The organism is Caballeronia sp. GAWG1-1 (genome assembly GCF_023631465.1).
Lineage (GTDB): Bacteria > Pseudomonadota > Gammaproteobacteria > Burkholderiales > Burkholderiaceae > Caballeronia.
In genome coordinates this window covers 70,304-90,945 of sequence record NZ_JALQDB010000010.1, presented here as the reverse complement: position 1 = coordinate 90,945, position 20,642 = coordinate 70,304, and the positions used below count along the sequence as shown (strand labels likewise).

General features: G+C 61.9%; 19 protein-coding genes. 3 read left to right on the top strand and 16 right to left on the bottom strand.

What is annotated here, in order from left to right; genetic code table 11:
- Positions 1-399 precede the first annotated feature (399 nt).
- The 3 genes from guaA to guaB form a co-directional block, all read right to left on the bottom strand.
- Positions 400-1,983 (bottom strand): glutamine-hydrolyzing GMP synthase, encoded by a 1,584-nt coding sequence (gene guaA, locus NCT03_RS06450; RefSeq protein WP_244827784.1) that lies wholly within the window; start codon positions 1,981-1,983, stop codon positions 400-402.
- A gap of 159 nt (positions 1,984-2,142) precedes the next feature.
- Positions 2,143-2,931, bottom strand: coding sequence for a hypothetical protein (locus NCT03_RS06445; protein WP_250492281.1), 789 nt, complete (start codon positions 2,929-2,931; stop codon positions 2,143-2,145).
- 27 nt (positions 2,932-2,958) lie between these two features.
- Positions 2,959-4,419, bottom strand: coding sequence for an IMP dehydrogenase (gene guaB, locus NCT03_RS06440; RefSeq protein WP_244827782.1), 1,461 nt, complete (start codon positions 4,417-4,419; stop codon positions 2,959-2,961).
- A gap of 210 nt (positions 4,420-4,629) precedes the next feature.
- Here guaB and NCT03_RS06435 point away from each other — a divergent pair, with 210 nt between their 5' ends.
- On the top strand, positions 4,630-5,604 hold the full coding sequence (locus NCT03_RS06435; protein ID WP_250492280.1) for a DMT family transporter: 975 nt from the start codon (positions 4,630-4,632) through the stop codon (positions 5,602-5,604).
- Between the two features lie 10 nt (positions 5,605-5,614).
- Here the strand turns inward: NCT03_RS06435 and NCT03_RS06430 are convergent, their stop codons facing one another.
- Positions 5,615-5,944, bottom strand: coding sequence for an RnfH family protein (locus tag NCT03_RS06430; RefSeq protein WP_250492279.1), 330 nt, complete (start codon positions 5,942-5,944; stop codon positions 5,615-5,617).
- Positions 5,941-6,378, bottom strand: a complete 438-nt coding sequence (locus tag NCT03_RS06425; RefSeq protein ID WP_250492278.1) for a type II toxin-antitoxin system RatA family toxin — start codon at positions 6,376-6,378, stop codon at positions 5,941-5,943. Before NCT03_RS06425 ends, NCT03_RS06430 begins: the two co-directional genes overlap by 4 nt.
- A gap of 115 nt (positions 6,379-6,493) precedes the next feature.
- Here NCT03_RS06425 and smpB point away from each other — a divergent pair, with 115 nt between their 5' ends.
- Positions 6,494-6,943: an SsrA-binding protein SmpB gene (gene smpB, locus NCT03_RS06420; RefSeq protein WP_250464509.1), complete on the top strand. Its 450-nt coding sequence runs from the start codon at positions 6,494-6,496 to the stop codon at positions 6,941-6,943.
- Between the two features lie 42 nt (positions 6,944-6,985).
- Here smpB and NCT03_RS06415 read toward each other — a convergent pair whose 3' ends face one another.
- The 3 genes from NCT03_RS06415 to ppsA form a co-directional block, all read right to left on the bottom strand.
- Complete coding sequence (locus tag NCT03_RS06415) at positions 6,986-7,915, bottom strand: SPFH domain-containing protein (RefSeq protein WP_244827777.1); 930 nt, start codon at positions 7,913-7,915, stop codon at positions 6,986-6,988.
- Between the two features lie 47 nt (positions 7,916-7,962).
- Positions 7,963-8,394 carry an NfeD family protein gene (locus NCT03_RS06410; RefSeq protein WP_244827776.1) on the bottom strand — a complete coding sequence of 144 codons (432 nt, stop codon included), beginning with the start codon at positions 8,392-8,394 and terminating at the stop codon, positions 7,963-7,965.
- A 94-nt stretch (positions 8,395-8,488) separates the two neighbouring features.
- Positions 8,489-10,906 (bottom strand): phosphoenolpyruvate synthase, encoded by a 2,418-nt coding sequence (gene ppsA, locus NCT03_RS06405; RefSeq protein ID WP_244827775.1) that lies wholly within the window; start codon positions 10,904-10,906, stop codon positions 8,489-8,491.
- Positions 10,907-11,337: 431 nt separating this feature from the next.
- Between ppsA and ppsR the strand changes: the two genes are divergently transcribed.
- Positions 11,338-12,156: a posphoenolpyruvate synthetase regulatory kinase/phosphorylase PpsR gene (gene ppsR / locus NCT03_RS06400; protein WP_244827774.1), complete on the top strand. Its 819-nt coding sequence runs from the start codon at positions 11,338-11,340 to the stop codon at positions 12,154-12,156.
- Here ppsR and NCT03_RS06395 read toward each other — a convergent pair whose 3' ends face one another.
- From NCT03_RS06395 to bamA, 8 genes are all read right to left on the bottom strand, one after another.
- Positions 12,157-12,936, bottom strand: a complete 780-nt coding sequence (locus tag NCT03_RS06395) for a TrmH family RNA methyltransferase (protein WP_244827773.1) — start codon at positions 12,934-12,936, stop codon at positions 12,157-12,159.
- A 3-nt stretch (positions 12,937-12,939) separates the two neighbouring features.
- Positions 12,940-13,656: a ribonuclease HII gene (rnhB, locus tag NCT03_RS06390; RefSeq protein ID WP_244827772.1), complete on the bottom strand. Its 717-nt coding sequence runs from the start codon at positions 13,654-13,656 to the stop codon at positions 12,940-12,942.
- Entirely contained in the window at positions 13,656-14,822 is a 1,167-nt protein-coding gene (gene lpxB / locus NCT03_RS06385; protein WP_250492277.1) for a lipid-A-disaccharide synthase, read from the bottom strand. Before lpxB ends, rnhB begins: the two co-directional genes overlap by 1 nt.
- A 9-nt stretch (positions 14,823-14,831) precedes the next feature.
- Complete coding sequence (gene lpxA / locus NCT03_RS06380) at positions 14,832-15,620, bottom strand: acyl-ACP--UDP-N-acetylglucosamine O-acyltransferase (protein WP_244827770.1); 789 nt, start codon at positions 15,618-15,620, stop codon at positions 14,832-14,834.
- A gap of 55 nt (positions 15,621-15,675) precedes the next feature.
- Positions 15,676-16,134, bottom strand: a complete 459-nt coding sequence (gene fabZ / locus NCT03_RS06375; RefSeq protein WP_244827769.1) for a 3-hydroxyacyl-ACP dehydratase FabZ — start codon at positions 16,132-16,134, stop codon at positions 15,676-15,678.
- 384 nt (positions 16,135-16,518) lie between these two features.
- On the bottom strand, positions 16,519-17,610 hold the full coding sequence (lpxD, locus tag NCT03_RS06370; protein WP_244828014.1) for a UDP-3-O-(3-hydroxymyristoyl)glucosamine N-acyltransferase: 1,092 nt from the start codon (positions 17,608-17,610) through the stop codon (positions 16,519-16,521).
- A 30-nt stretch (positions 17,611-17,640) separates the two neighbouring features.
- A complete protein-coding gene (locus NCT03_RS06365) occupies positions 17,641-18,180 on the bottom strand; it encodes an OmpH/Skp family outer membrane protein (RefSeq protein ID WP_244827768.1) in 540 nt (179 codons plus the stop codon).
- 84 nt (positions 18,181-18,264) lie between these two features.
- A complete protein-coding gene (bamA, locus tag NCT03_RS06360) occupies positions 18,265-20,577 on the bottom strand; it encodes an outer membrane protein assembly factor BamA (protein ID WP_244827767.1) in 2,313 nt (770 codons plus the stop codon).
- Positions 20,578-20,642 lie beyond the last annotated feature (65 nt).

The window sequence follows — 20,642 nt, the reverse complement described above, 5'->3', positions numbered from 1 at the left end:
CTGGCAAAGTCAGTACGCACGGCGTTCGACTGGTCGTCCGCGATGAACCAGTTTGCCATCCTGTTTGGAGAGCGTTTTACCAACGCACGCGGGTGACTCCGCTAACCGCCTCGCACACAAAAATGCGGACAGGTTCACGATGGTAGCTGGCTTGGGGCGGAGACCTTCGTTTCTTTCGACAAAAAAGCGGTATCACTGCTGACGAAGCAAGGGCAAGCTGCACGCCTGCTCTAGCGGTGGCACTCCAGCATAGAGCTCAAGGCAGCGACGGGCTTGTCAACCCGTCCCCTCCCAAAAGCTTTGATCCCGCGCCACCCAAGATTGTTCAGCTGTCAGGGCATCGTCCGCCGGTTCGTAAAGGGTTAATTACCCGGCGATGGCCCATAAAGACACGTCGATTCACTCCCACTCGATCGTCGCTGGCGGCTTCCCCGAGATGTCATAAACCACCCGGTTAATCCCCCGCACTTCATTAATGATCCGATTGGACACATGCCCAAGCAACTCATGCGGCAGATGCGCCCAATGCGCAGTCATGAAGTCCAGCGTCTGCACGGCGCGCAGGGCAACGACATACTCATAAGTCCGCCCGTCGCCCATGACACCAACGCTCTTCACCGGCAAGAACACCGCGAACGCCTGGCTCGTGAGGTCATACCACGACTTGCCCGTTTCCTTGTCGATGGTATTGCGCAACGTTTCGATAAAGATCGCGTCCGCCTGACGCAAAAGGTCAGCGAACTCGCGCTTTACTTCGCCGAGAATACGCACGCCAAGTCCCGGTCCCGGGAACGGATGGCGGTACACCATCGCGTGCGGCAAACCAAGCTTCACGCCCAACTCGCGCACTTCGTCCTTGAACAGCTCGCGCAACGGTTCGAGCAGCTTCAGGTTCAGCGTCTCCGGCAAGCCGCCGACGTTGTGATGGCTCTTGATCGTATGCGCGCCCTTCTTGCCCTTGCCCGCCGATTCGATCACGTCCGGATAAATGGTGCCCTGCGCGAGCCACTTGGCATCCGTGAGCTTCTGGGATTCCGCATCGAACACTTCGACGAACTCGGCGCCGATGATCTTGCGCTTCGCCTCCGGGTCCGTGACGCCCGCGAGCTTCGCGAGAAACTCCGCGCTCGCATCGACGTGGATCACCTTCACCCCTAGGTGATCGGCGAACGTGGACATCACCTGCTCGGCTTCGTTCTGACGCAAGAGGCCGTGATCGACGAACACGCAAGTCAGCTGATCGCCGATCGCGCGATGCAACAGCGCCGCCGCCACCGACGAATCCACGCCGCCCGACAAGCCCAGAATGACATGCTCGCCGCCAACCTGCTCGCGAATCTTCGCGACCGCTTCGTCGATGTAATGGCCCATCTCCCAGTCCGCTTTCGCGCCGCACAGTCCAAGCACGAAGCGATCGAGCATCGCGCGGCCTTGCACGGTGTGCGTGACTTCGGGATGCCATTGCACGCCGTAAAAGCGGCGGTCGTCGTCGGCCATCGCGGCGATCGGACACGCAGGCGTCGAGGCCATGAGTTTGAAGCCGGCCGGCAAGTCGGCGACCTTGTCGCCGTGACTCATCCACACCTTCAGCATCGCCTCGCCCTCGGCGCTCTTGAAGTCTTCGATGCCTTCAAGAAAGCCCGTGTGGTTGAGCGCAGCCACTTCCGCATAGCCGAATTCGCGCACGCTGCCGAGTTCGACCTTGCCGCCAAGCTGATCGGCCATCGTCTGCATGCCGTAGCAGATGCCGAGCACCGGCACGCCGAGATCGAACACAACCTGCGGCGCGCGCGGCGAGCCCGCCTCGGTGACCGAGTTCGGGCCGCCCGACAGGATGATGCCCTTCGGCGCGAACTCGCGGATGAAGGTTTCATCGACGTCGTACGGATGGATTTCCGAGTAGACGTGCGATTCGCGGATGCGCCGCGCGATCAGTTGCGTGACTTGGGAGCCGAAATCGAGGATCAGGATTTTGTCGTGCATGGCTGCGGCCAAAGGCTAAGTGAACGAATGGGTCTTGTGCCGGCTGCGCGCGAATCTCGCGCGAAGTCCGGCTGCCAATAAATCGACGGTCGGCGCAAAGGCCGACCGTGCTTGTCTTACTGCGGTACTGCCCGACGATGATCTGCCGTCTGCACGCCATCAGAGCGGCGTCTGGCGAACATCGGCACCGGTCAGCGGATCGACGCGTCTGCCCGTGACCGGATCGATATCGCCGCTAATTACAGGCTCGATGCGCTTGCCCGTCACCGGATCGATTTCGCGGCCACCGACGGGGTCGAACGTGCGGCCCGTGACCGGATCGACCGCGCCGCCGTCCATACGCGTGCGAGACAGCGGCGTCGCGGTATCAAGCGGACGCCTGGACGAATCGACCGTGCGGCCTGAAACTGGATCGATGGCCGTGGCTTCGGGCGCGCGCGCCAACGGACGTGTCGCGGTGTCCAACGGTATGCCTTGCTCGCGCTTGTCCGCCGCCTTCTGTTCTGCCCGCGTGGCCGAAGCCTTGCCTGCCGCCGCCAGACGCTCACGCCGCCGCACGGCCGACGACAAACGCACGCTGCCAAGACCTAGCACCATGAGCACGATGCCAACGAGCGTTGCGCTCACCTGCCCGAAGCCGGCCACTTCCGGCGTGCGCAACCCAAGCAGCCAGACCAGCACGATCACGCCGGAAAGCCACTCCACATGGCCCGAAACTCTTGCAGCCCGCGCCGTCAACGCGCCGTCGATAGCCGCGTGCAGTGAAAGCCACGCCAGTCCGAGCAACGCCACGCCGAGCAATTGCCCGGCGAAGGCGGGCTGAACGAGGATGGGGTCGAGTTGCAGCGCGGCGTACAGGCCGGTCCACGGCGTCAGCAGGAACAATACGCCGAACGCCAGAAAGATCAGCGCATTGACGATCAGCACGGCCCGCAGCAACGGTTTCATGATCGATCCCCGGGTTAGTCAATATGTTCAGTCGACGTGGTAATTCGGCGCTTCCTTCGTGATCTGCACGTCGTGCACGTGCGACTCGCGCATGCCGGCCGCCGTGATCTGCACGAACTCAGCCTTGTCGTGCAACTCGGCAATGGTGCTGCAGCCGCAATAACCCATGCTCGCGCGCACGCCGCCGATGACCTGGAACAGGATGGCGTTGACCGAGCCCTTGTAGGCCACGCGGCCTTCGATGCCTTCCGGCACGAGCTTGTCGATGTTCGCCGAGTTGTCCTGGAAGTAGCGGTCCGCCGCGCCGTCCTTCATCGCGCCGACCGAACCCATGCCGCGATACGCCTTGTACTGGCGGCCCTGGAACAGGAACACGTCGCCGGGCGACTCTTCCGTGCCCGCGAGCATGCTGCCCATCATGACGACGTTCGCGCCGGCCGCAAGCGCCTTCGCGACATCGCCCGAGAAGCGCGCGCCGCCGTCCGCGATCACCGGCACGCCGCTGCCGCGCAATCCTTCCGAGACGTTCGCGATTGCCGTGATCTGCGGCACGCCCACGCCCGCGACGATCCGCGTCGTGCAGATGGAGCCCGGACCGATACCGACCTTCACCGCGTCCGCGCCGTATTCGACGAGCGCCTTGGCGGCAGCCGCCGTAGCGATGTTGCCGCCGATCACCTGCACCTTCGGGTAGTTCTGTTTCACCCAGCGCACGCGTTCGAGCACGCCCTGGCTGTGGCCGTGCGCGGTATCGACGACGATCACGTCCACGCCTGCCGCCGCGAGCAGCTCGACGCGCTCTTCGTTGTCCGCGCCCACGCCCACTGCCGCGCCCACCCGCAGCTTGCCGTCTTCGTCTTTACACGCGTCCGGATTCTCGGTCTGCTTCGTGATGTCTTTCACGGTCATCAGGCCGCGCAGTTCGAACGCGTCATTGACCACGAGCACGCGTTCCAGGCGATGGCTATGCATCAGCGCCTTGGCTTGCGCGAGCGGCGTGCCTTCCTTGACCGTCACGAGGCGCTCGCGCGGCGTCATGATGTTGCGCACGGGCTCTTCCATGCGCTCTTCGAAGCGCAGGTCGCGGTTGGTGACGATGCCGATGAGCTTCGCGCCTTCCACGACAGGAAAGCCCGAAATGCCATGCTGCTGCGTAAGCGCGATGACGTCGCGTACGCGCATTTCCGGCGGCACGGTGATCGGGTCGCGCACCACACCCGACTCGAAGCGCTTGACCTTGGCGACTTCGCGCGCTTGCTCTTTGGCAGTGAGATTCTTGTGAACGATGCCGATGCCGCCCATCTGCGCCATGGCGATGGCGAGCCGGCCTTCGGTGACCGTGTCCATGGCGGCGGACACGAGGGGCATATTCAGGGAGATGTTGCGAGTCAGCTGGGATTTCAGACTGGTATCGCGCGGAAGTACGCTGGAGAACGCAGGCACGAGGAGCACGTCATCGAACGTGAGTGCTTTCTGGATCAGACGCATGGCAAATCCTATGGGCGCAAAAGCAGATTATACCGATAGTTCCTCGGGTTTTCACTGCTCGAACAGCGGCTTAGCCCAAGCGCACGCAAGTTATGGGCCGGGCGTGCGGGCGTTCTGACCGCTCCTGGCATATGCAGAATTAGACAAGACGTGGCTGGCGCGCGCCTTTACCCTCGCCTACATCGAATGGACGTGGGTCAGGGAGTCGGAATGCAGCGCGGTGTGATGTACGGAATGTCGGCCGGAGCAATCTGGGGTTTCATTTTTCTGGCGCCGCGGCTGTTGCCCGATTTCTCGCCGCTTGCTTTGAGCGTCGGACGGTATCTGATGTATGGCGCCGTGTCGCTCGCGGTGGCGCTGCCTATCGCGCGGCGGTTGATGACCAAGCTCACGCGCGCCGATCTCCTCGCGCTCGTAAAACTGGCGCTCGTCGGCAACCTTCTTTACTACATGCTGCTTGCAAGCGCGGTGCAACTAGTCGGCGTCGCGCCGACATCGCTGATCGTCGGCATCTTGCCCGTCACCGTCACGCTCGCGGGGCGGCGCGATGATGGCGCGGTGGAATTGCGGCGCCTCGCCGGGCCGTTGTCGATGATCCTGGCGGGCATCGCGTGCATCAATCTGGATGTGTTTCGCGACATCTTTTTGCAGCATGGCAGCGTCGAGACGAGCAGCGTGCCGACACGTCTTGCCGGCCTCGCATGCGCGCTCGGGGCGCTCGCCGCGTGGACCTGGTATGCGGTCGTCAACGCGCGCTACGTGCAGGCGAACCATCGTTTCGACGGCAACGAATGGTCGGTGCTGTGGGGAATCGTGACGGGCGTGCTGGGCGCAATCCTCGGCGCGATCATGTGGATGTTGCCCGCAGGCAGCGTGCAGGCCGCCGTGTCGCCCGAACGCTGGCAGTTGTTCTGGCTCGTGAGTTTTGCCCTGGCGGCGGGCGGTTCGTGGGTCGGCAACATCTTGTGGAACGCGGCGTCCAAGCGCTTGCCGCTGACGCTGTCCGGTCAGCTGATTGCGTTCGAAACGCTCTTCGCGCTGCTCTATGCCTTTGTCTACGACGGCCGCTGGCCGCGCGTGCCGGAACTCTGCGCCATCGCTTTGCTGACTGCGGGCGTGAGTTGGTCGGTGCGTCAGCACAGCGTCGTGACGCCTCGCGTCAGCAAGGAAGCGCCTGCGCATTGAAAGGCGCCGGCTAACGCGAATCCTTCGACTGCCACTTGCGGCCTTCGATCGAACCAGCCTTGCGTGTCTTCGCCACCCGGCGCAAACGCGCGGTTTTCGGGTCGACCTTGAGCGGCCGATAAATCTCCACGCGATCGAAGTCCGACAACGCCGTATCGAGCGGCTGGGTTTTGCCGAACACGCCGACCTTTTGTGTCGACAAATCGATTTCCGGATGCTGCTTCAAGACCCCGCTCACTTCAATGGCCTCTCGCACCGTCGCACCTTCGCGCAGATCGAGATGCGCGAGAAAGCTCGCGCCATCGGCAAGACCGTAACAAACGTCGATACGAAGGCTCATTTCTTGCCGTACCGTTGATCCGCGCGCTTCACGAAGGAATCGACGAAGGTGTTGGCAATATGGCTGAACACCGGCCCGATCAGCTTCTCCAGAATGAGGTTCGAGAACTCGTAGTGGAGCGCGAACTCGATCTTGCAGGCGTCCGCGCGCAGGGGCGTGAAGCGCCAATAGCCCGTGAACTTCTTGAAAGGGCCGCTTAAGAACACCATATCGATGCTGGTCGGACGTTTTTGCACGTTGCGCGTGGCAAAGTGCTGCTTGATGCCCTTGAAGCTGATGTCGATCTTCGCTTCCATGCCGTTCTCGTCCTGCCGCCCGATCTCCACGCCGCCGCACCACGGCAGAAACTTGGGGTAGTCGGCGACATCGGTGACGAGGTCGAACATTTCTTCCGCTGAATGGCGGATCAATACTGTTTTTTGGACGTCTGCCATAAAGGGCGCGGCGGGTGGCTTGATTGGGCGGCAACTGCGCTGGACGCATGGGATCGTCCCACAGACGGCGCGCTGCTAAAATTGTGATTTTAAACGAGTTGGGCACTTTCCATTCATGAGCATCATCGACAACAGAAAAGCCTTCTTCGATTACTTCATCGAGGAACGCTTCGAGGCGGGTCTCGTGCTCGAAGGCTGGGAAGTCAAGGCGCTGCGCGCGGGCCGCGGGCAGATCAAGGAAGGCTACGTCGTCATCAAGCAAGGCGAGCTGTACCTGATTGGCACGCATATCAGCCCGCTGCCCGAAGCCTCGACGCATATCAACCCGGACCCGGTGCGCACGCGCAAGCTGCTTTTGCATCGCGATCAGATCGACAAGCTCATCGGCAAGGTCGAGCAGCGTGGGCATACGCTCGTGCCGCTCAACTTCCACTACAAGGAAGGCCGCGTGAAGTGCGAGATCGGGCTTGCCAAGGGCAAGAAGCTGCATGACAAGCGCGAGACGGAGAAGAAGCGCGATTGGGACCGCGAACGCGCGCGTCTCATGCGAACGGCCGCGCGTTGATTCCGCATGCAAAAAGGGGCGCCCGAAAGCGCCCCTTCTGCTTTAGCTCTTCCTGATGATGCCGCCCCCGCCCTCGCCTTTCACGATAGCGAGCGCCGATGCGATCATCGAGCCCATGTCGGACATGTTGCCCGGCACGATGAGCGTGTTGCCCGCCTTCGCGATATTGCCGAACGCGCCGACATACTGCTCGGCGACCTTGAGGTTCACCGCTTCCATGCCGCCCGCCGTCTGAATCGCCGCGCCGATCTTCTCGATGGCTTGCGCGTTCGCCTCGGCCACCGCGAGAATGGCCGCTGCCTCGCCCTGCGCCTGATTGATCGCCGCCTGACGCTCGCCCTCGGACTTCTGAATCGCCGCCTCGCGCGCGCCGGAAGCAATGTTGATCTGCTCCTGCTTGCGCCCTTCGGATGCCGCGATCAACGCCCGCTTCTCGCGCTCGGCGGTGATCTGCGCCTGCATCGCGTGAAGGATGTCCTTCGGCGGCGTCAGATCCTTGATCTCGTAGCGCAGCACCTTCACGCCCCAGTTCGACGCGGCTTCGTCCAGCGAAGCGACGATGTTCTGGTTGATGTAATCGCGCTCCTCGAAGGTCTTGTCCAGTTCCAGCTTGCCGATGACCGAACGCAACGTCGTCTGCGATAGCTGCGTGATGGCAAAAACGAAGTTGCTCGATCCATACGACGCCTTCATGGCATCCGTGACCTGAAAGTACAGCACGCCATCCACCTGCAATTGGGTGTTGTCGCGCGTGATGCAGACCTGGCTCGGCACTTCGAGCGGAATCTCCTTGAGCACGTGCTTGTACGCAATGCGGTCGATGAACGGCAGCACGATGTTCAGGCCCGGCGTCAACGTCGCGTGATAGCGGCCGAGACGTTCCAGCACCCATGCGTGCTGCTGCGGAACGATCTTGACCGTGTTCACCACAATCACGATTGCGATGACGAGCAAGACTAGCGCGAAAATCATTTTCTACTCCTTGGGTTCTTGTTGATCGAGTTTCGACCGGTTTGCGCTCAGGAGCCTTTTGCGGCAACGACGAGCCGGCTGCCGTCGAGCGCGGTGATGCGATACCAGCGCGCCGTTTCCGACTCGCCCGGCGCCAGCACGATGTCCCACTGCGCGCCGCGATACATCGCCCGCGCGCGGCCATCGCGCCATTCGTCGACCTCGAGCGTCGCGCCGATGTCGAGATTCACCGCCGCATCGCGCGTGGCGTCGCGCCGCTTCCAGTTGCCGAAGCGCGAACGCCGCAACACGGCGACCGCGACCAGCGCGACGACCGCCGCCACGCCGAACTGCACGTGCGGCAACGCGCCCATTGCATGCGCAATACCGCCCGCGATCAACCCGAGCGCGATCATCAACAGATAGAACGTGCCGGTAAACAACTCCGTTACGATCAACGCACCGGCTGCGATCCACCAGATCAGTCCATTCGTCGCCATGCTCGTCTCCAAACGAAAACACCCCGGAAAGGTCCGGGGTGTTTTTTATAGCATGATGCGCCTCTCCGTCAGCACACGGAAAGGCACGGCTTACTTATTTTGACAAAGTAGTCGCCAATTGCTGCCAGGTGTCAATGATGGTGTCCGGGTTCAGCGACATGGATTCGATGCCCTGCTTTGCCAGCCATTCAGCGAGGTCCGGGTGATCCGACGGGCCCTGGCCGCAAATGCCAACGTACTTGTTGAGCCGCAGACACGTCTCGATTGCGCGCTTCAGCATGAACTTCACGGCTTCGTCGCGTTCGTCGAAGTCGGCGGCGAGCAGTTCCATGCCGGAGTCGCGGTCGAGGCCGAGCGTAAGCTGCGTCAAGTCGTTCGAACCGATGGAGAAGCCGTCGAAGAACTGCAGGAATTCTTCGGCGAGAATCGCGTTGGACGGCACTTCGCACATCATCACGAGCTTGAGGCCGTTCACGCCGCGCTTGAGCCCGAACTTGTCGAGCAGACCGACCACGCGCTCCGCCTGCTTTAGCGTGCGCACGAACGGCACCATGATCTCGACGTTGTCGAGTCCCATGTCTTCACGCACCTTCTTCAGCGCGATGCATTCCATATGGAACGCTTCGGCGAAGTCGTCCGAGATATAGCGCGATGCGCCGCGGAAACCGAGCATCGGATTTTCTTCGTCCGGCTCGTAGCGCGAACCGCCGATCAGCTTCTTGTACTCGTTCGACTTGAAGTCGGACAGACGCACGATGACGGGCTTCGGATAGAACGCCGCCGCGATCGTGGCGATGCCTTCGGTCAGCTTGTCGACGTAGAACGCACGCGGCGACGCATGACCGCGCGCAACGCTTTCGACGGCCTTCTTCAAATCGGCGTCGATGTTCGGGTACTCGAGAATAGCCCGCGGGTGCACGCCGATATTGTTGTTGATGATGAATTCGAGCCGCGCCAGGCCCACACCCGCGTTCGGCAACTGCGAGAAGTCGAACGCAAGTTGCGGATTGCCGACGTTCATCATGATCTTGACCGGAATCTTCGGCAGTTCACCGCGCTGCACTTCGGTCACTTCGGTTTCGAGCAGGCCGTCGTAGATCTTGCCTTCGTCGCCTTCCGCGCACGATACCGTGACGAGCGCGCCGTCCTTCAGCAAGTCCGTTGCGTCGCCGCAGCCAACCACTGCCGGCACGCCCAATTCACGCGCGATGATCGCCGCGTGGCACGTGCGCCCGCCGCGATTCGTCACGATGGCCGATGCGCGCTTCATCACCGGTTCCCAGTTCGGGTCGGTCATGTCGGCGACGAGCACGTCGCCCGGCTGCACACGTTCCATTTCCGAAGGATCGTGAATCACGCGCACCGGACCCGCGCCGATCTTCTGGCCGATTGCGCGGCCCGTGGTCAGCACGTTCGACTGGCCCTTCAGCTTGAAACGCATCTCGGCCTTGCCCGCGGCCTGGCTCTTCACCGTTTCCGGACGCGCCTGAAGAATGAAAATCTTGCCGTCGCGACCGTCGCGGCCCCACTCGATGTCCATCGGACGCTGATAGTGCTTCTCGATGATCACCGCGTACTTCGCGAGCTCGATCACGTCTTCATCGGAAATGGAGAAGCGGTTGCGCTGCTCGTGCGGCACGTCCACCGTCTTCACGCGGCCCGCTTCGCCGGCCTTCGTGAACTCCATCTTGATGAGCTTCGAGCCGATGGAACGGCGGATGATCGGATACTTGTTCTGCGCGAGCGTGGTCTTGAAGACGTGGAACTCGTCCGGATTCACCGCGCCCTGCACCACCGTTTCGCCGAGACCGTAGCTCGACGTGATGAACACGGTTTCCTTGAAGCCCGATTCCGTGTCGATGGTGAACATGACGCCCGCTGCGCCCACGTCCGAACGGACCATGCGCTGCACGCCCGCCGACAACGCGACTTCGGCGTGGGTGAAGCCCTTGTGGACGCGATAAGAAATGGCGCGGTCGTTGTACAGCGACGCGAACACGTGCTTCATGCGGTCGAGCACGTCTTCGATGCCGACGACGTTCAGATAGCTCTCCTGCTGACCCGCGAACGATGCGTCGGGCAAATCTTCAGCGGTCGCCGAGGAACGCACGGCGAACGAAAGCTCTTCGGGCGAGCTGTTCTGAAGCACGTCGAACCCACGACGGATTTCGTCTTCGAGACGCGGCTGCATGGGCGCGTCGACGATCCACTGGCGGATTTCCTTGCCGGCTTCGGCGAGCGACTTCACGTCGTCGACGTCGAGCGTCTCCAGACGCTTCGCAATGCGCTCGGTCAGATTGTTGTGATGCAGGAAATCGCGAAACGCGAGTGCAGTTGTGGCAAAGCCCGTGGGCACGCGAACGCCGGCTTCGGAAAGCTGGCTGATCATCTCGCCGAGCGACGCATTCTTGCCACCGACGATTTCCACGTCGGTCATTCGCAACTGCTCGAATGGAACTACATACGCCTGATCCTTTGCGACATCGTTCGCAACATTAACTGCGTTAGTCATACAAGCCCCTAAGGTGGATGAAATTCACGATCGCACGAGTGGGCTCATATGCGGCGGCGCTCATTGGAAGCGCGAGACGCATCTCGTACAACCTGTTTGATAAGCCATCGCGGTATGGATAGGGACGTCTGAAACTGCTCGGATTCATGCTTCTTTGAAGCAAAAATAAGCGAAGCAACCTCGTTTTGACGAAAATCCCAATCAATCCATACGCAATTGCTTATCGAACAGGTTGCCGCTATTCTACCGTGCCATTTCTCAATTTTGTCCCGGCATAATCAGCAAATAGACGGCAAAATCGAGGTCTTTGACGCCCGATGGTTCGGCGGCGCACACCCCGAATCCAGTTACCTTAACACAGGCCTTTTCCGCTCCCGTGCTCGCGCGTTACCTTCGAGCACGTGCCTTCCAACTCGTTCCCCATATCGCCGATGCCGCCATCCGTATTCATCGTTTCCGACGGTACAGGAATCACCGCCGAGACGTTCGCGCATTCGATCCTCGCCCAGTTCGACCAGAAATTCCGGCTGGTGCGCGTGCCGTTCGTCGACTCGATCGACAAGGCGCATGCGACCGTCGAGAAGATCAACGAAGTGGTGTCACTGGACGGACGGCGGCCCATCGTCTTCACGACGCTCGTCGACAGCGCGTCGAACGAGATCGTCAAGGGCTGCAATGCGCTCGTGCTCGATATGTTCCAGACCTTCATCGAGCCGCTCGAACACGAACTGGAAATCAAGTCGACGCATGCCATGGGCCGCGTCCACCAGAACGCGGACACCGAGGAATACAAGAACCGCATCGAGGCCATCAACTTCTCGCTCGCGCACGACGACGGTCAATCCAACCGCAATCTCACGGAAGCGGACGTGATTCTCGTGGGCGTCTCGCGCAGCGGCAAGACGCCGACGAGCCTCTATCTGGCAATGCAATACGGGGTGAAGGCGGCGAACTACCCGCTGATTCCGGAAGATTTCGAGCGCGGCAAACTGCCGACGCCCTTGCTGGAACATCGCGAGAAGATGTTCGGTCTTTCCATCGACCCGCAGCGGCTCTCGGAGATTCGCAACGAGCGCCGGCCGGGCAGCAAGTACGCGGCGCTCGAAAACTGCCGTTACGAGATCAACGAAGCCGAATCGATGATGAAGCGCGAAGGCGTGAAATGGCTTTCGTCGACGCACAAGTCGATCGAGGAAATCGCCACCACGATTCTGCAGGAGATCAAGCCGGAGCGGCCGTCGTACTACTGATCAGCGCCGCTGCTGGCGGCATTGTTCGAAAAGACAAATTGCCGCCGCAGCCGCCACGTTCAGCGATTCCATGCCGCCCGGCTGTGGAATCGTCACGCGATGCGTGACTGCATCGCGCCAGACCTGCGACACGCCCGCGCCTTCGTTGCCGAAGACCCATGCGAGCGGGCCCGCGAGATCGCAATCGTAAAGCGCGACCGCGCCATGTGAGTCGGTGATGGTCACGGGCGCATCCAGGCGCGCAATCAGGTTTGCCGGTTCGACATCCTCGAAGATATCGAGCAGAAAGTGTGCGCCCATGCCCGAGCGCAAGACCTTCGACGACCACGCGTAAGCCGTTCCCGGCGCGCAGAAAACGCGCGTGATACCCGCCGCCGCCGCGCTGCGCAAAATGGAACCGACGTTGCCCGCGTCCTGAATGCCGTCGAGAATCACGCAGGTTGCCTCGACGCGGTCGGGCAGCGCGGCATCGATCTTCTCAACGAGCAACAACATGCCAACGCCGTGCACGACGCTCGACAACTGGCCGAAGAGCGCATCCGGCAGCACGATCACACGTTTTTCCTCGATGCGCGCGACGATCTCCCGCGCTTCGGCATGGGAGAGCGCGCCTTCGGTCACGACGCAGGTTTCCGGCTGGCCGGCGGCGTCGAGATAGGCTGAAGCGAGGTGGAGCCCTTCGAGGAGCGCGTGAGCGCTGCGGCGCTGCTGCGCGGTCGAACCGGCGAGCGCCTTTAGACGCTTGTAGAGCGGGTTGTCCCGCGAGGTGATCGATTTCAAGATTCAGAACGCGCGTGCATCGGGGTCGTCGTTGATGGTCGCGGCGGCTTGCAGCACCTCGGGCGCGATGGCCGGCAGCATCGAGCCGAAACGGATATGCGCCTCGCGCACCGGCGCGAACGAACGCCGATGATGCTCGCACGGCCCATGCTCATGAAGCGCTTTCAGATGTTGCGGCGTGCCGTAGCCCGCGTGTGCATTGAATCCGTAGACAGGATGAACGTCGTGCAATTCCAGCAGCATGCGGTCGCGCGTGACCTTGGCCAGAATCGATGCCGCCGAAATCTGCTTGATGAGCGCGTCGCCGCCAATCACGGCTTCCGAGCGGATCGACAGCGTCGGGCAGCGGTTGCCGTCCACTTTCACGAGCGTCGGCGCAACCGCAAGCCCTTCGACCGCGCGCTTCATGGCGAGCATGGAAGCATGCAGGATGTTGATGGTGTCGATTTCCTCGACGCTCGCCGACGCGATGCAAAAAGCAAGCGCGCGATCGACGATCTTCTCGTAAAGCTCCTCGCGGCGTTTCGCGCTCAAGGCCTTCGAATCGTCGAGACCGTTGATGCGCGGCTTCGCGGGATCGAAGATCACCGCGGCGGCCACGACCGGCCCCGCCAGCGGACCGCGCCCTGCTTCATCCACGCCACAGACGATGTCGAACGGCGAACTGAAGTCCAGCCCGCTTTGGAGTGTCGCCCGCACCGCCTTTGTCTCACGCGCCATTATCCGGCTCTCCGCGTTTGCAGCACTCGCGCGACCGCGTCGGCCGCCTTCTGCGACGTGTTCTGACGCAGCGCGATATGCATGTCCGTGAAAATCTCCGTCAGGGTACGGCGGTTCGCTTCGTCGTTCAACTGTTTGAGCGTGGCGTCGGCGAGCGCTTCGGGCGTGGCGAAGTGCTGCAGGATCTCCGGCACCACGAAGCGACCCGCGAGAATGTTCGGCAAGCCGACATAGGGCAGATAGCCCTGACGCTTCATGATCTGGCCCGTGAGCCAGGGCACCTTGTAGGAGATGACCATCGGCTTCTTGAGCAGCGCGGCTTCAAGCGTGACCGTGCCGCTTTTCACGAGGATGGCGTCCGCGGCGGTCATGGCGGTCTGCGCGCGGCCGTCGGTAATCGTCAGCGAGAGATTCGGATGCGCATCGACGAGCGGCTGCAGAAGCTCGCGCAACGCGGGGTTCGCGGCCGGCATCAGAAAGCGCACGCCAGGCTCGCGCAACTGCATGAGTTCCATGGCGTCGAAAAAGGTCGGGCCGATCAGCGCGATCTCCGAGCGGCGGCTGCCCGGCAGCACGGCAATCACCGGACCGCCTTGTGCGATACCGAGTTCGCGTCGCGCGCCAGCGACATCCGGTTCGAGCGGGATTTCATCGGCGAGCGGATGGCCGACATAGCTCGCCGCCACGCCCGCCTTTTCCATCAACGCGATTTCGAACGGAAACACGCACAGCATGTGATCGACCGCTTTCACGATCTTCTTGATGCGGCCACCGCGCCACGCCCAGATCGACGGGCAGACGAAGTGCACCGTCGGAATGCCCGCTGCGCGCAATGGCTCTTCGAGACCGAAATTGAAATCGGGCGCGTCGACGCCGATGAACACCGACGGCGGCTCCGCGAGCAGTTGCCGCTTCAGTTCGTTGCGAATGCCGAGAATTTCGGGAATATGGCGCAGCGCTTCGACATAGCCGCGCACGGACAGCTTGTCCATGGGCCAGTGGGCTTCGAAGCCCGCCGCGGCCATGCGCGGACCGCCGATGCCGCTGTAACGCGTATCGGCAGGCAACCTTTCTTGCAGACCTTGAAGCAGCGACGCCGCGAGCAGGTCGCCGGAAGGCTCGCCCGCGACCATCGCAATGCGTGGCGAGTGGGTGATTGGCGTCATCGGGCGCGCTTAGCGGATGATGCCGCGCTGCGACGTCGCGATGAAATCGGAGAACGCCTTGACCGGAGCATCGCCCTCGCCGCCTGCCTTGCCCAGATCCTTCAGTTGCAATTTCGCTTCTTCGAGTGACAAACCGCTCTTGTAGACGATGCGATACGCCTGGCGCAACGCCGAAATGGCGTCGGGCGTGAAGCCGCGCCGGCGCAACCCTTCGACATTGATACCGTGCGGCTCGGCCTTGTTGCCCGCCGCGATGACGAACGGCGGCACGTCCTGCACGAGCGCGGAAGCCCCGCCCAGCATGGAATGCGCGCCGATACGCACGAACTGATGCACGCCCGACATGCCGCCGACGATAGCGTGATCGCCGACCGTCACATGGCCCGCCAGTTGCGCGTTGCTCGACATGATGATGTTGTTGCCGAGCCGGCAATCATGGCCGACGTGCACGTAAGCCATGATCCAGCAATCGTCGCCGATGGACGTCTCGCCCTGATCCTGCGCCGTGCCGGTATGCAGCGTGGTGAATTCGCGGATGGTGTTGCGGTCGCCGATCACGAGACGCGTGGGCTCGTCGCGGTATTTCATGTCCTGCGGGCGCCCGCCGATCGACGCGTAGTGGCCGATGCGGTTGTCGCGGCCGATGCTCGTGTGCCCTTCGAGCACGCTGTGCGAACCGACCGTCGTGCCCGCGCCGATCACGACGTGGGGGCCGACGATCGCGTACGGTCCGATTTCGACGGTATCGTCGAGTCGAGCGCCCGGCTCGATGATCGCGGTAGGGTGAATCTTGCTCATGCGCTTATCGCCTCAAGCTGTTCGTGCTGCCTGTGTCTTGACGGTGAACGCGGCCTCAGGCGGCCGTGTTCTTCACGGTACACATGAGCTCGGCCTCGGCAGCGGTCACGCCGTCAACTTCGGCGCGCGCCTTGAACTTCCAGATGCCTCGCATGTACCGCTCGAAGTTGACGTTGAGGATCAGTTGATCGCCCGGTTCCACCACGCGCTTGAAGCGCGCGCCGTCGATACCCACGAAGTAATACAGCGTGGTCGACGGATCGTGCGGTTCCTCGGCGAAAGTCAGGAGCGCCGCGGTCTGCGCGAGCGCTTCGAGAATCAGCACGCCGGGCATGACGGGCCGCGTCGGGAAGTGACCCTGAAAATACGGCTCGTTGATCGTCACGTTCTTCAGCGCTTTGATGCTCTTGTGCGGCTCGAGTTCGAGTACGCGATCCACGAGCAGGATCGGATACCGATGCGGCAGCAGCGTGAGGATCTTGTGAATATCGAGGTTGATTTTTTCTGTGCTCATGGTCGTTCTGCTCGCGCGCGTGTTGTGCGCGGAAATTGACTGCGGACGCGTTGAACGAATCTTGCGCCCGCCGGAAATGCCTTTGTGTTTATCTTCGATGCGGCTTGCTGCGTGTTTTGTTGCTGCCTCGATGATGGGATGGACCGTCGACGCTTCTGAAACCGTTGAACCCGGCCCGCTTACTGCGCGTTTCGTTTATGCGCCGGCGATGATACGAACCCTCGACGCTTTTACACTGCTTGACTCGGCCTGCTTACGGCACGTTTCGACGCTGCCTCGGTGAGAATACCAACCCCTTGCGCTACTGAAATTGCTGACGTCGCCGGCTTACTGCCCGTATCAAGATTGACCGCCAGTGCTTTGAACCAGCGGATCTTGGCTTGCTTACTCCGCGCCGCCCGCGTCGCCCTTACCTGCTTTCTCGCCCAACGCCGTTTCGAGCGCCTTGATGCGATCACGCAGCTTGTCCAGATTGCGCACCAGCGCCGCGCTCTTGTTCCAGTCGGCATGATTCACCGCCGGGAAAGCGCTCGTGTACATGCCAGGCTTCGTCAGCGACTTGGAGACGCCCGACTGCGCCGTGACGATCACGTAGTCCGCCAATGTGACGTGGCCTGCGATGCCCACTGCGCCGCCGATCATGCAATGCCGCCCGATATTCGTGCTGCCCGCGATACCCGCACAACCGGCGATAACCGTGTACGCGCCGATGCGGCAGTTGTGCCCGATCTGCACGAGATTGTCGATCTTCACGCTTTCTTCGATGACGGTATCCGCCATGGCGCCGCGATCGATCGTGGTGTTCGCGCCAATTTCCACGTCCTCGCCGATGTCCACCGCGCCCACCTGCGGAATCTTCACCCAGGTGCCCGTGCGAGCATCGCCTTCGCCCACGAAATCCGGCGCGAAGCCGAAGCCATCCGCGCCAATGACCGCGCCGGCGTGCACGATCACGCGCGCGCCCAGTTTGCAGCCGTGATACACGGTGACGTTCGGATACAGATGCACGTCGTCGCCCAACTTCACGCCGCGTCCGATGACCACGCCGGCATCCAGTTTCACGCGCTCACCGACGACCGCGCCCGCTTCCACCGTCACATGAGGCCCGATCACCGCGCTCGCCGCGACGTGCGCAGCCGGATCGACATACGCGCTCGGATGCACGCCGGGCTTCGAGACGGGCGTTGCAAGATCGATAAACGCCTGTGCGACGCGAGCGAAATAAGCGTAAGGGTTCGCCGTGACGATGAAATTCGTGCCCGCGCGATTGCCCACCTTCTCCAGATCGGCGGGCGAGATCAACACCGCGCCGGCGCGCGTCGTCTCGACTTGCGCCAGATACTTCTGGTTGGCGAGAAACGCGAGTTGCGCGGGGCCGGCTTTGTCGAGCGGCGCAAGCGCCTCGACCTTTTGCGTGCCCGCGCCGACTATCTCGCCACCAAAGCGGCTGACCAGTTCGTCGAGCGTGATCGCCATGCCTGATGCCATGCGTTCAGTTACTCCATGTCAGTTCGAGCTTGCGCCACTCGCGCCGCTCGCACCATTTTGCGTGCTCGCAGCCAGCGCCTTCAGCACCTGATCCGTGATATCGATGCGCGGGCTCACATACACCGCTTCCTGCACGATCAGATCGTAATGCTGCTGTTCCGCGATCTGCTTGATGACCTTGTTCGCGCGATCCAGCACCGCCGCGAGTTCTTCGTTACGACGCTGATTCAGGTCTTCGCGAAACTCGCGCTGCTTGCGCTGGAAGTCGGCGTCGAGCTGCGCCAGATCGCGTTGGCGCGCGGCGCGGTCGGTTGGCGCGAGCGAGGCGCCATTCTTGTCCATGTTGTCGGACATGGCCTTCATGCGCTGCGCCATGTCCTGCAGCGCCTTGTCGCGCTTGGAGAACTCCTGCTCGAGTTTCGACTGCGCAGCCTTCGCCGCCGCCGACTCGCGCAGGATGCGGTCGGAGTTGACCGCGGCGATGCGCGCTTCCTGAGCGCTCGCGCTCGCAGCCGCACCCAGGCCGAGAACCATCGACAACGCAAGCGCCAGCGCCATATGTTTCGAAAGCTTACCGGTTCGCAAAGTGTTCCTCACGTTACGTCGAAATGAATGAAGCCTCTGTTCTCGTCGCGACGCAGCTTAGAACGCCGTGCCGATCTGGAACTGGAACTTCTGATACTGGTCGCCTTCATGTTTCTGCAGCGGGAAGCCCAGGCTCAGCTTGAGCGGGCCGATTGGCGAGATCCATGCAAGACCGACACCATAGCCATACCGCAAGCCGTTCGCGCCGGCGCTCGTGCCGCCCTGATTCGGGTCGCCCCAGACGTTGCCGGCGTCGAGGAAGGTGAAGACGCGCAGCGTGCGGTCATAACCCGTTCCCGGCAGCGGGAACGTGAGTTCGATATTACCCACCGCCATGCGCGAACCGCCGATCGGGTCGCCCGTTTTCGCGTCACGCGGACCCAGCGAGCTCGGCGAGTAACCGCGCACCGAGCCGATACCGCCTGCGTAGTAGTTCTTGAAGATCGGGTACGTCTGGCCGTCGAGGCCCTTGCCGTAACCGCCTTGCAGATTGAAGCCGAGCACGAAGCCGCGCGCGAACGAGTAGTAATATTGGAACTGAGCGTCGAACTTGGCGTAGGTCGTGTTGCCGATAGGCGTGCCGTATTCCGCGTTCGATTGCAGGTAGTAACCGCGGCTCGGCACGAGCGCGCTGTCGCGATTGTCGCGCGACCAGCCAACCGTCAGCGGATAGTTGTTCACCACGCGACCGAATTCGTTCACGTAGTTGATGTACGACTGCGGCGTGGCCGAGTCGACGTCCATGGTGTTCTGCTCGGCGCCGACGCCGAAGAAGACCGTGTCCTGCTCGGAGAACGGAATGCCGAACTTGGTGTCCGCGCCCATCGTCACGATCTTGAAGCTCGAATCAGTCGAGTAGTAGAGCGGCTGATACGTGCGGTAGTAGGCGTCCGTGATCCGCTTGATACCGTCGATGGTGAAGTACGGATCGACCTGCGTGACCGTCAAGGTACGGTAGGTCTTTGCGGTGTTCACGTTCACCGAGAGACTCGTGCCGGAGCCGAACACGTTGTCCTGCGAGACGCCCGCCGAGAGCACCACCTTGTCCGTCGACGAGAAACCCGCACCCAGCGTGATGGCGCCGGTCGGCTTTTCCGCGACCTTCACGTCCACGTCTACCTGGTCGTTGGTGCCTTCCACCGGCGTGGTGGTGACATCGACATCCGTGAAGTAACCGAGACGGTTGATGCGGTCTTTCGAGAGCGCGAGGCGGCTCGAATCGAACCACGAGCTTTCCAGTTGACGCATTTCGCGACGCACGACTTCGTCCCGCGTACGCGTGTTGCCGTCGATATTCACGCGGCGCACATACACGCGGCGGCTCGGATCGACTTGCAGCGTGAGCGCCACCGTGTGATGCGCCTGATCGATTTCCGGCTGCGCGTTGACCTGTGCGAACGCGTAGCCGTATTCACCGAGCTTGTCGACGACGGCCTTGGTCGAGGACTGCAGCTTCTCGGCCGAAAAGAGTTCGCCCGGTTTGATCTTGATGAGCTTGCTCAACTCGGCGTCGCGACTCAGCAGATTGCCCGACAGCTTGACGCTGCTGACCTTGTACGGCTCGCCTTCATGCAAGGCGACGGTCAGGTACATGTCCTTCTTGTCCGGCGAGATCGACACCTGCGTGGAGTCGATGCTGAACTCGAGGTAACCGTGATTCAGATAGTACGAGCGGACATTTTCGAGGTCGCCCGTGAGCTTTTCTTTCGCGTAGAGATCGCTCTTCGTGTACCAGGAGAACCAGTTCGGCGTGGAGAGCTGCATTTCGCCGAGCAGCGTGCTCGAACTCACGGCCTTGTTGCCGACGAAGTTGATCTGGCGAATCTTCGCGCTCGGACCTTCGGCCACCGAGAACAGAATGGTGACGCGATTACGGTCGACCGGCGTGACGGTGGTGGTGACTTCGGCCGCGTAGTAGCCGCGCGTCAGGTACTGACGTTTCAGTTCCTGTTCGGCCTTGTCGAGCAGCGCCTTGTCGTAGGAGCGGCCTTGCGACAAGCCGACCGAGCGCAGCGCCTTGGTGATGGTGTCCTTGTCGAACTCGTGCAGACCCGCGAAATCGATGCTCGAAATGGCCGGCCGTTCTTGCACCTGCACGACCACGACATTGCCTTCAGTTGCGATTTGAACGTCGTTGAAGAAGCCCGTTGCATAGAGGGCGCGAATCGCTTCGGAGGCCTTGTCGTCGGTGAACGTGTCGCCTTGCTTGATCGGCAGATAGGCGAACACGGAACCCGGTTCGATGCGCTGAAGACCTTCGATCCGAATATCCTGCACGACGAACGGCGTAACGGCGTGTGCCGTGATACCCGTTGCGGCAAGCGCCGCGGCTACAGCCGTCTTAGGAACAAAGCGATGAGGTTTGAACAACGTGCTTCCCCAGTATTTAAAGCTGCATTCATTCCGGCGGTCGCTCGAACAACGCCGCCAGAGAT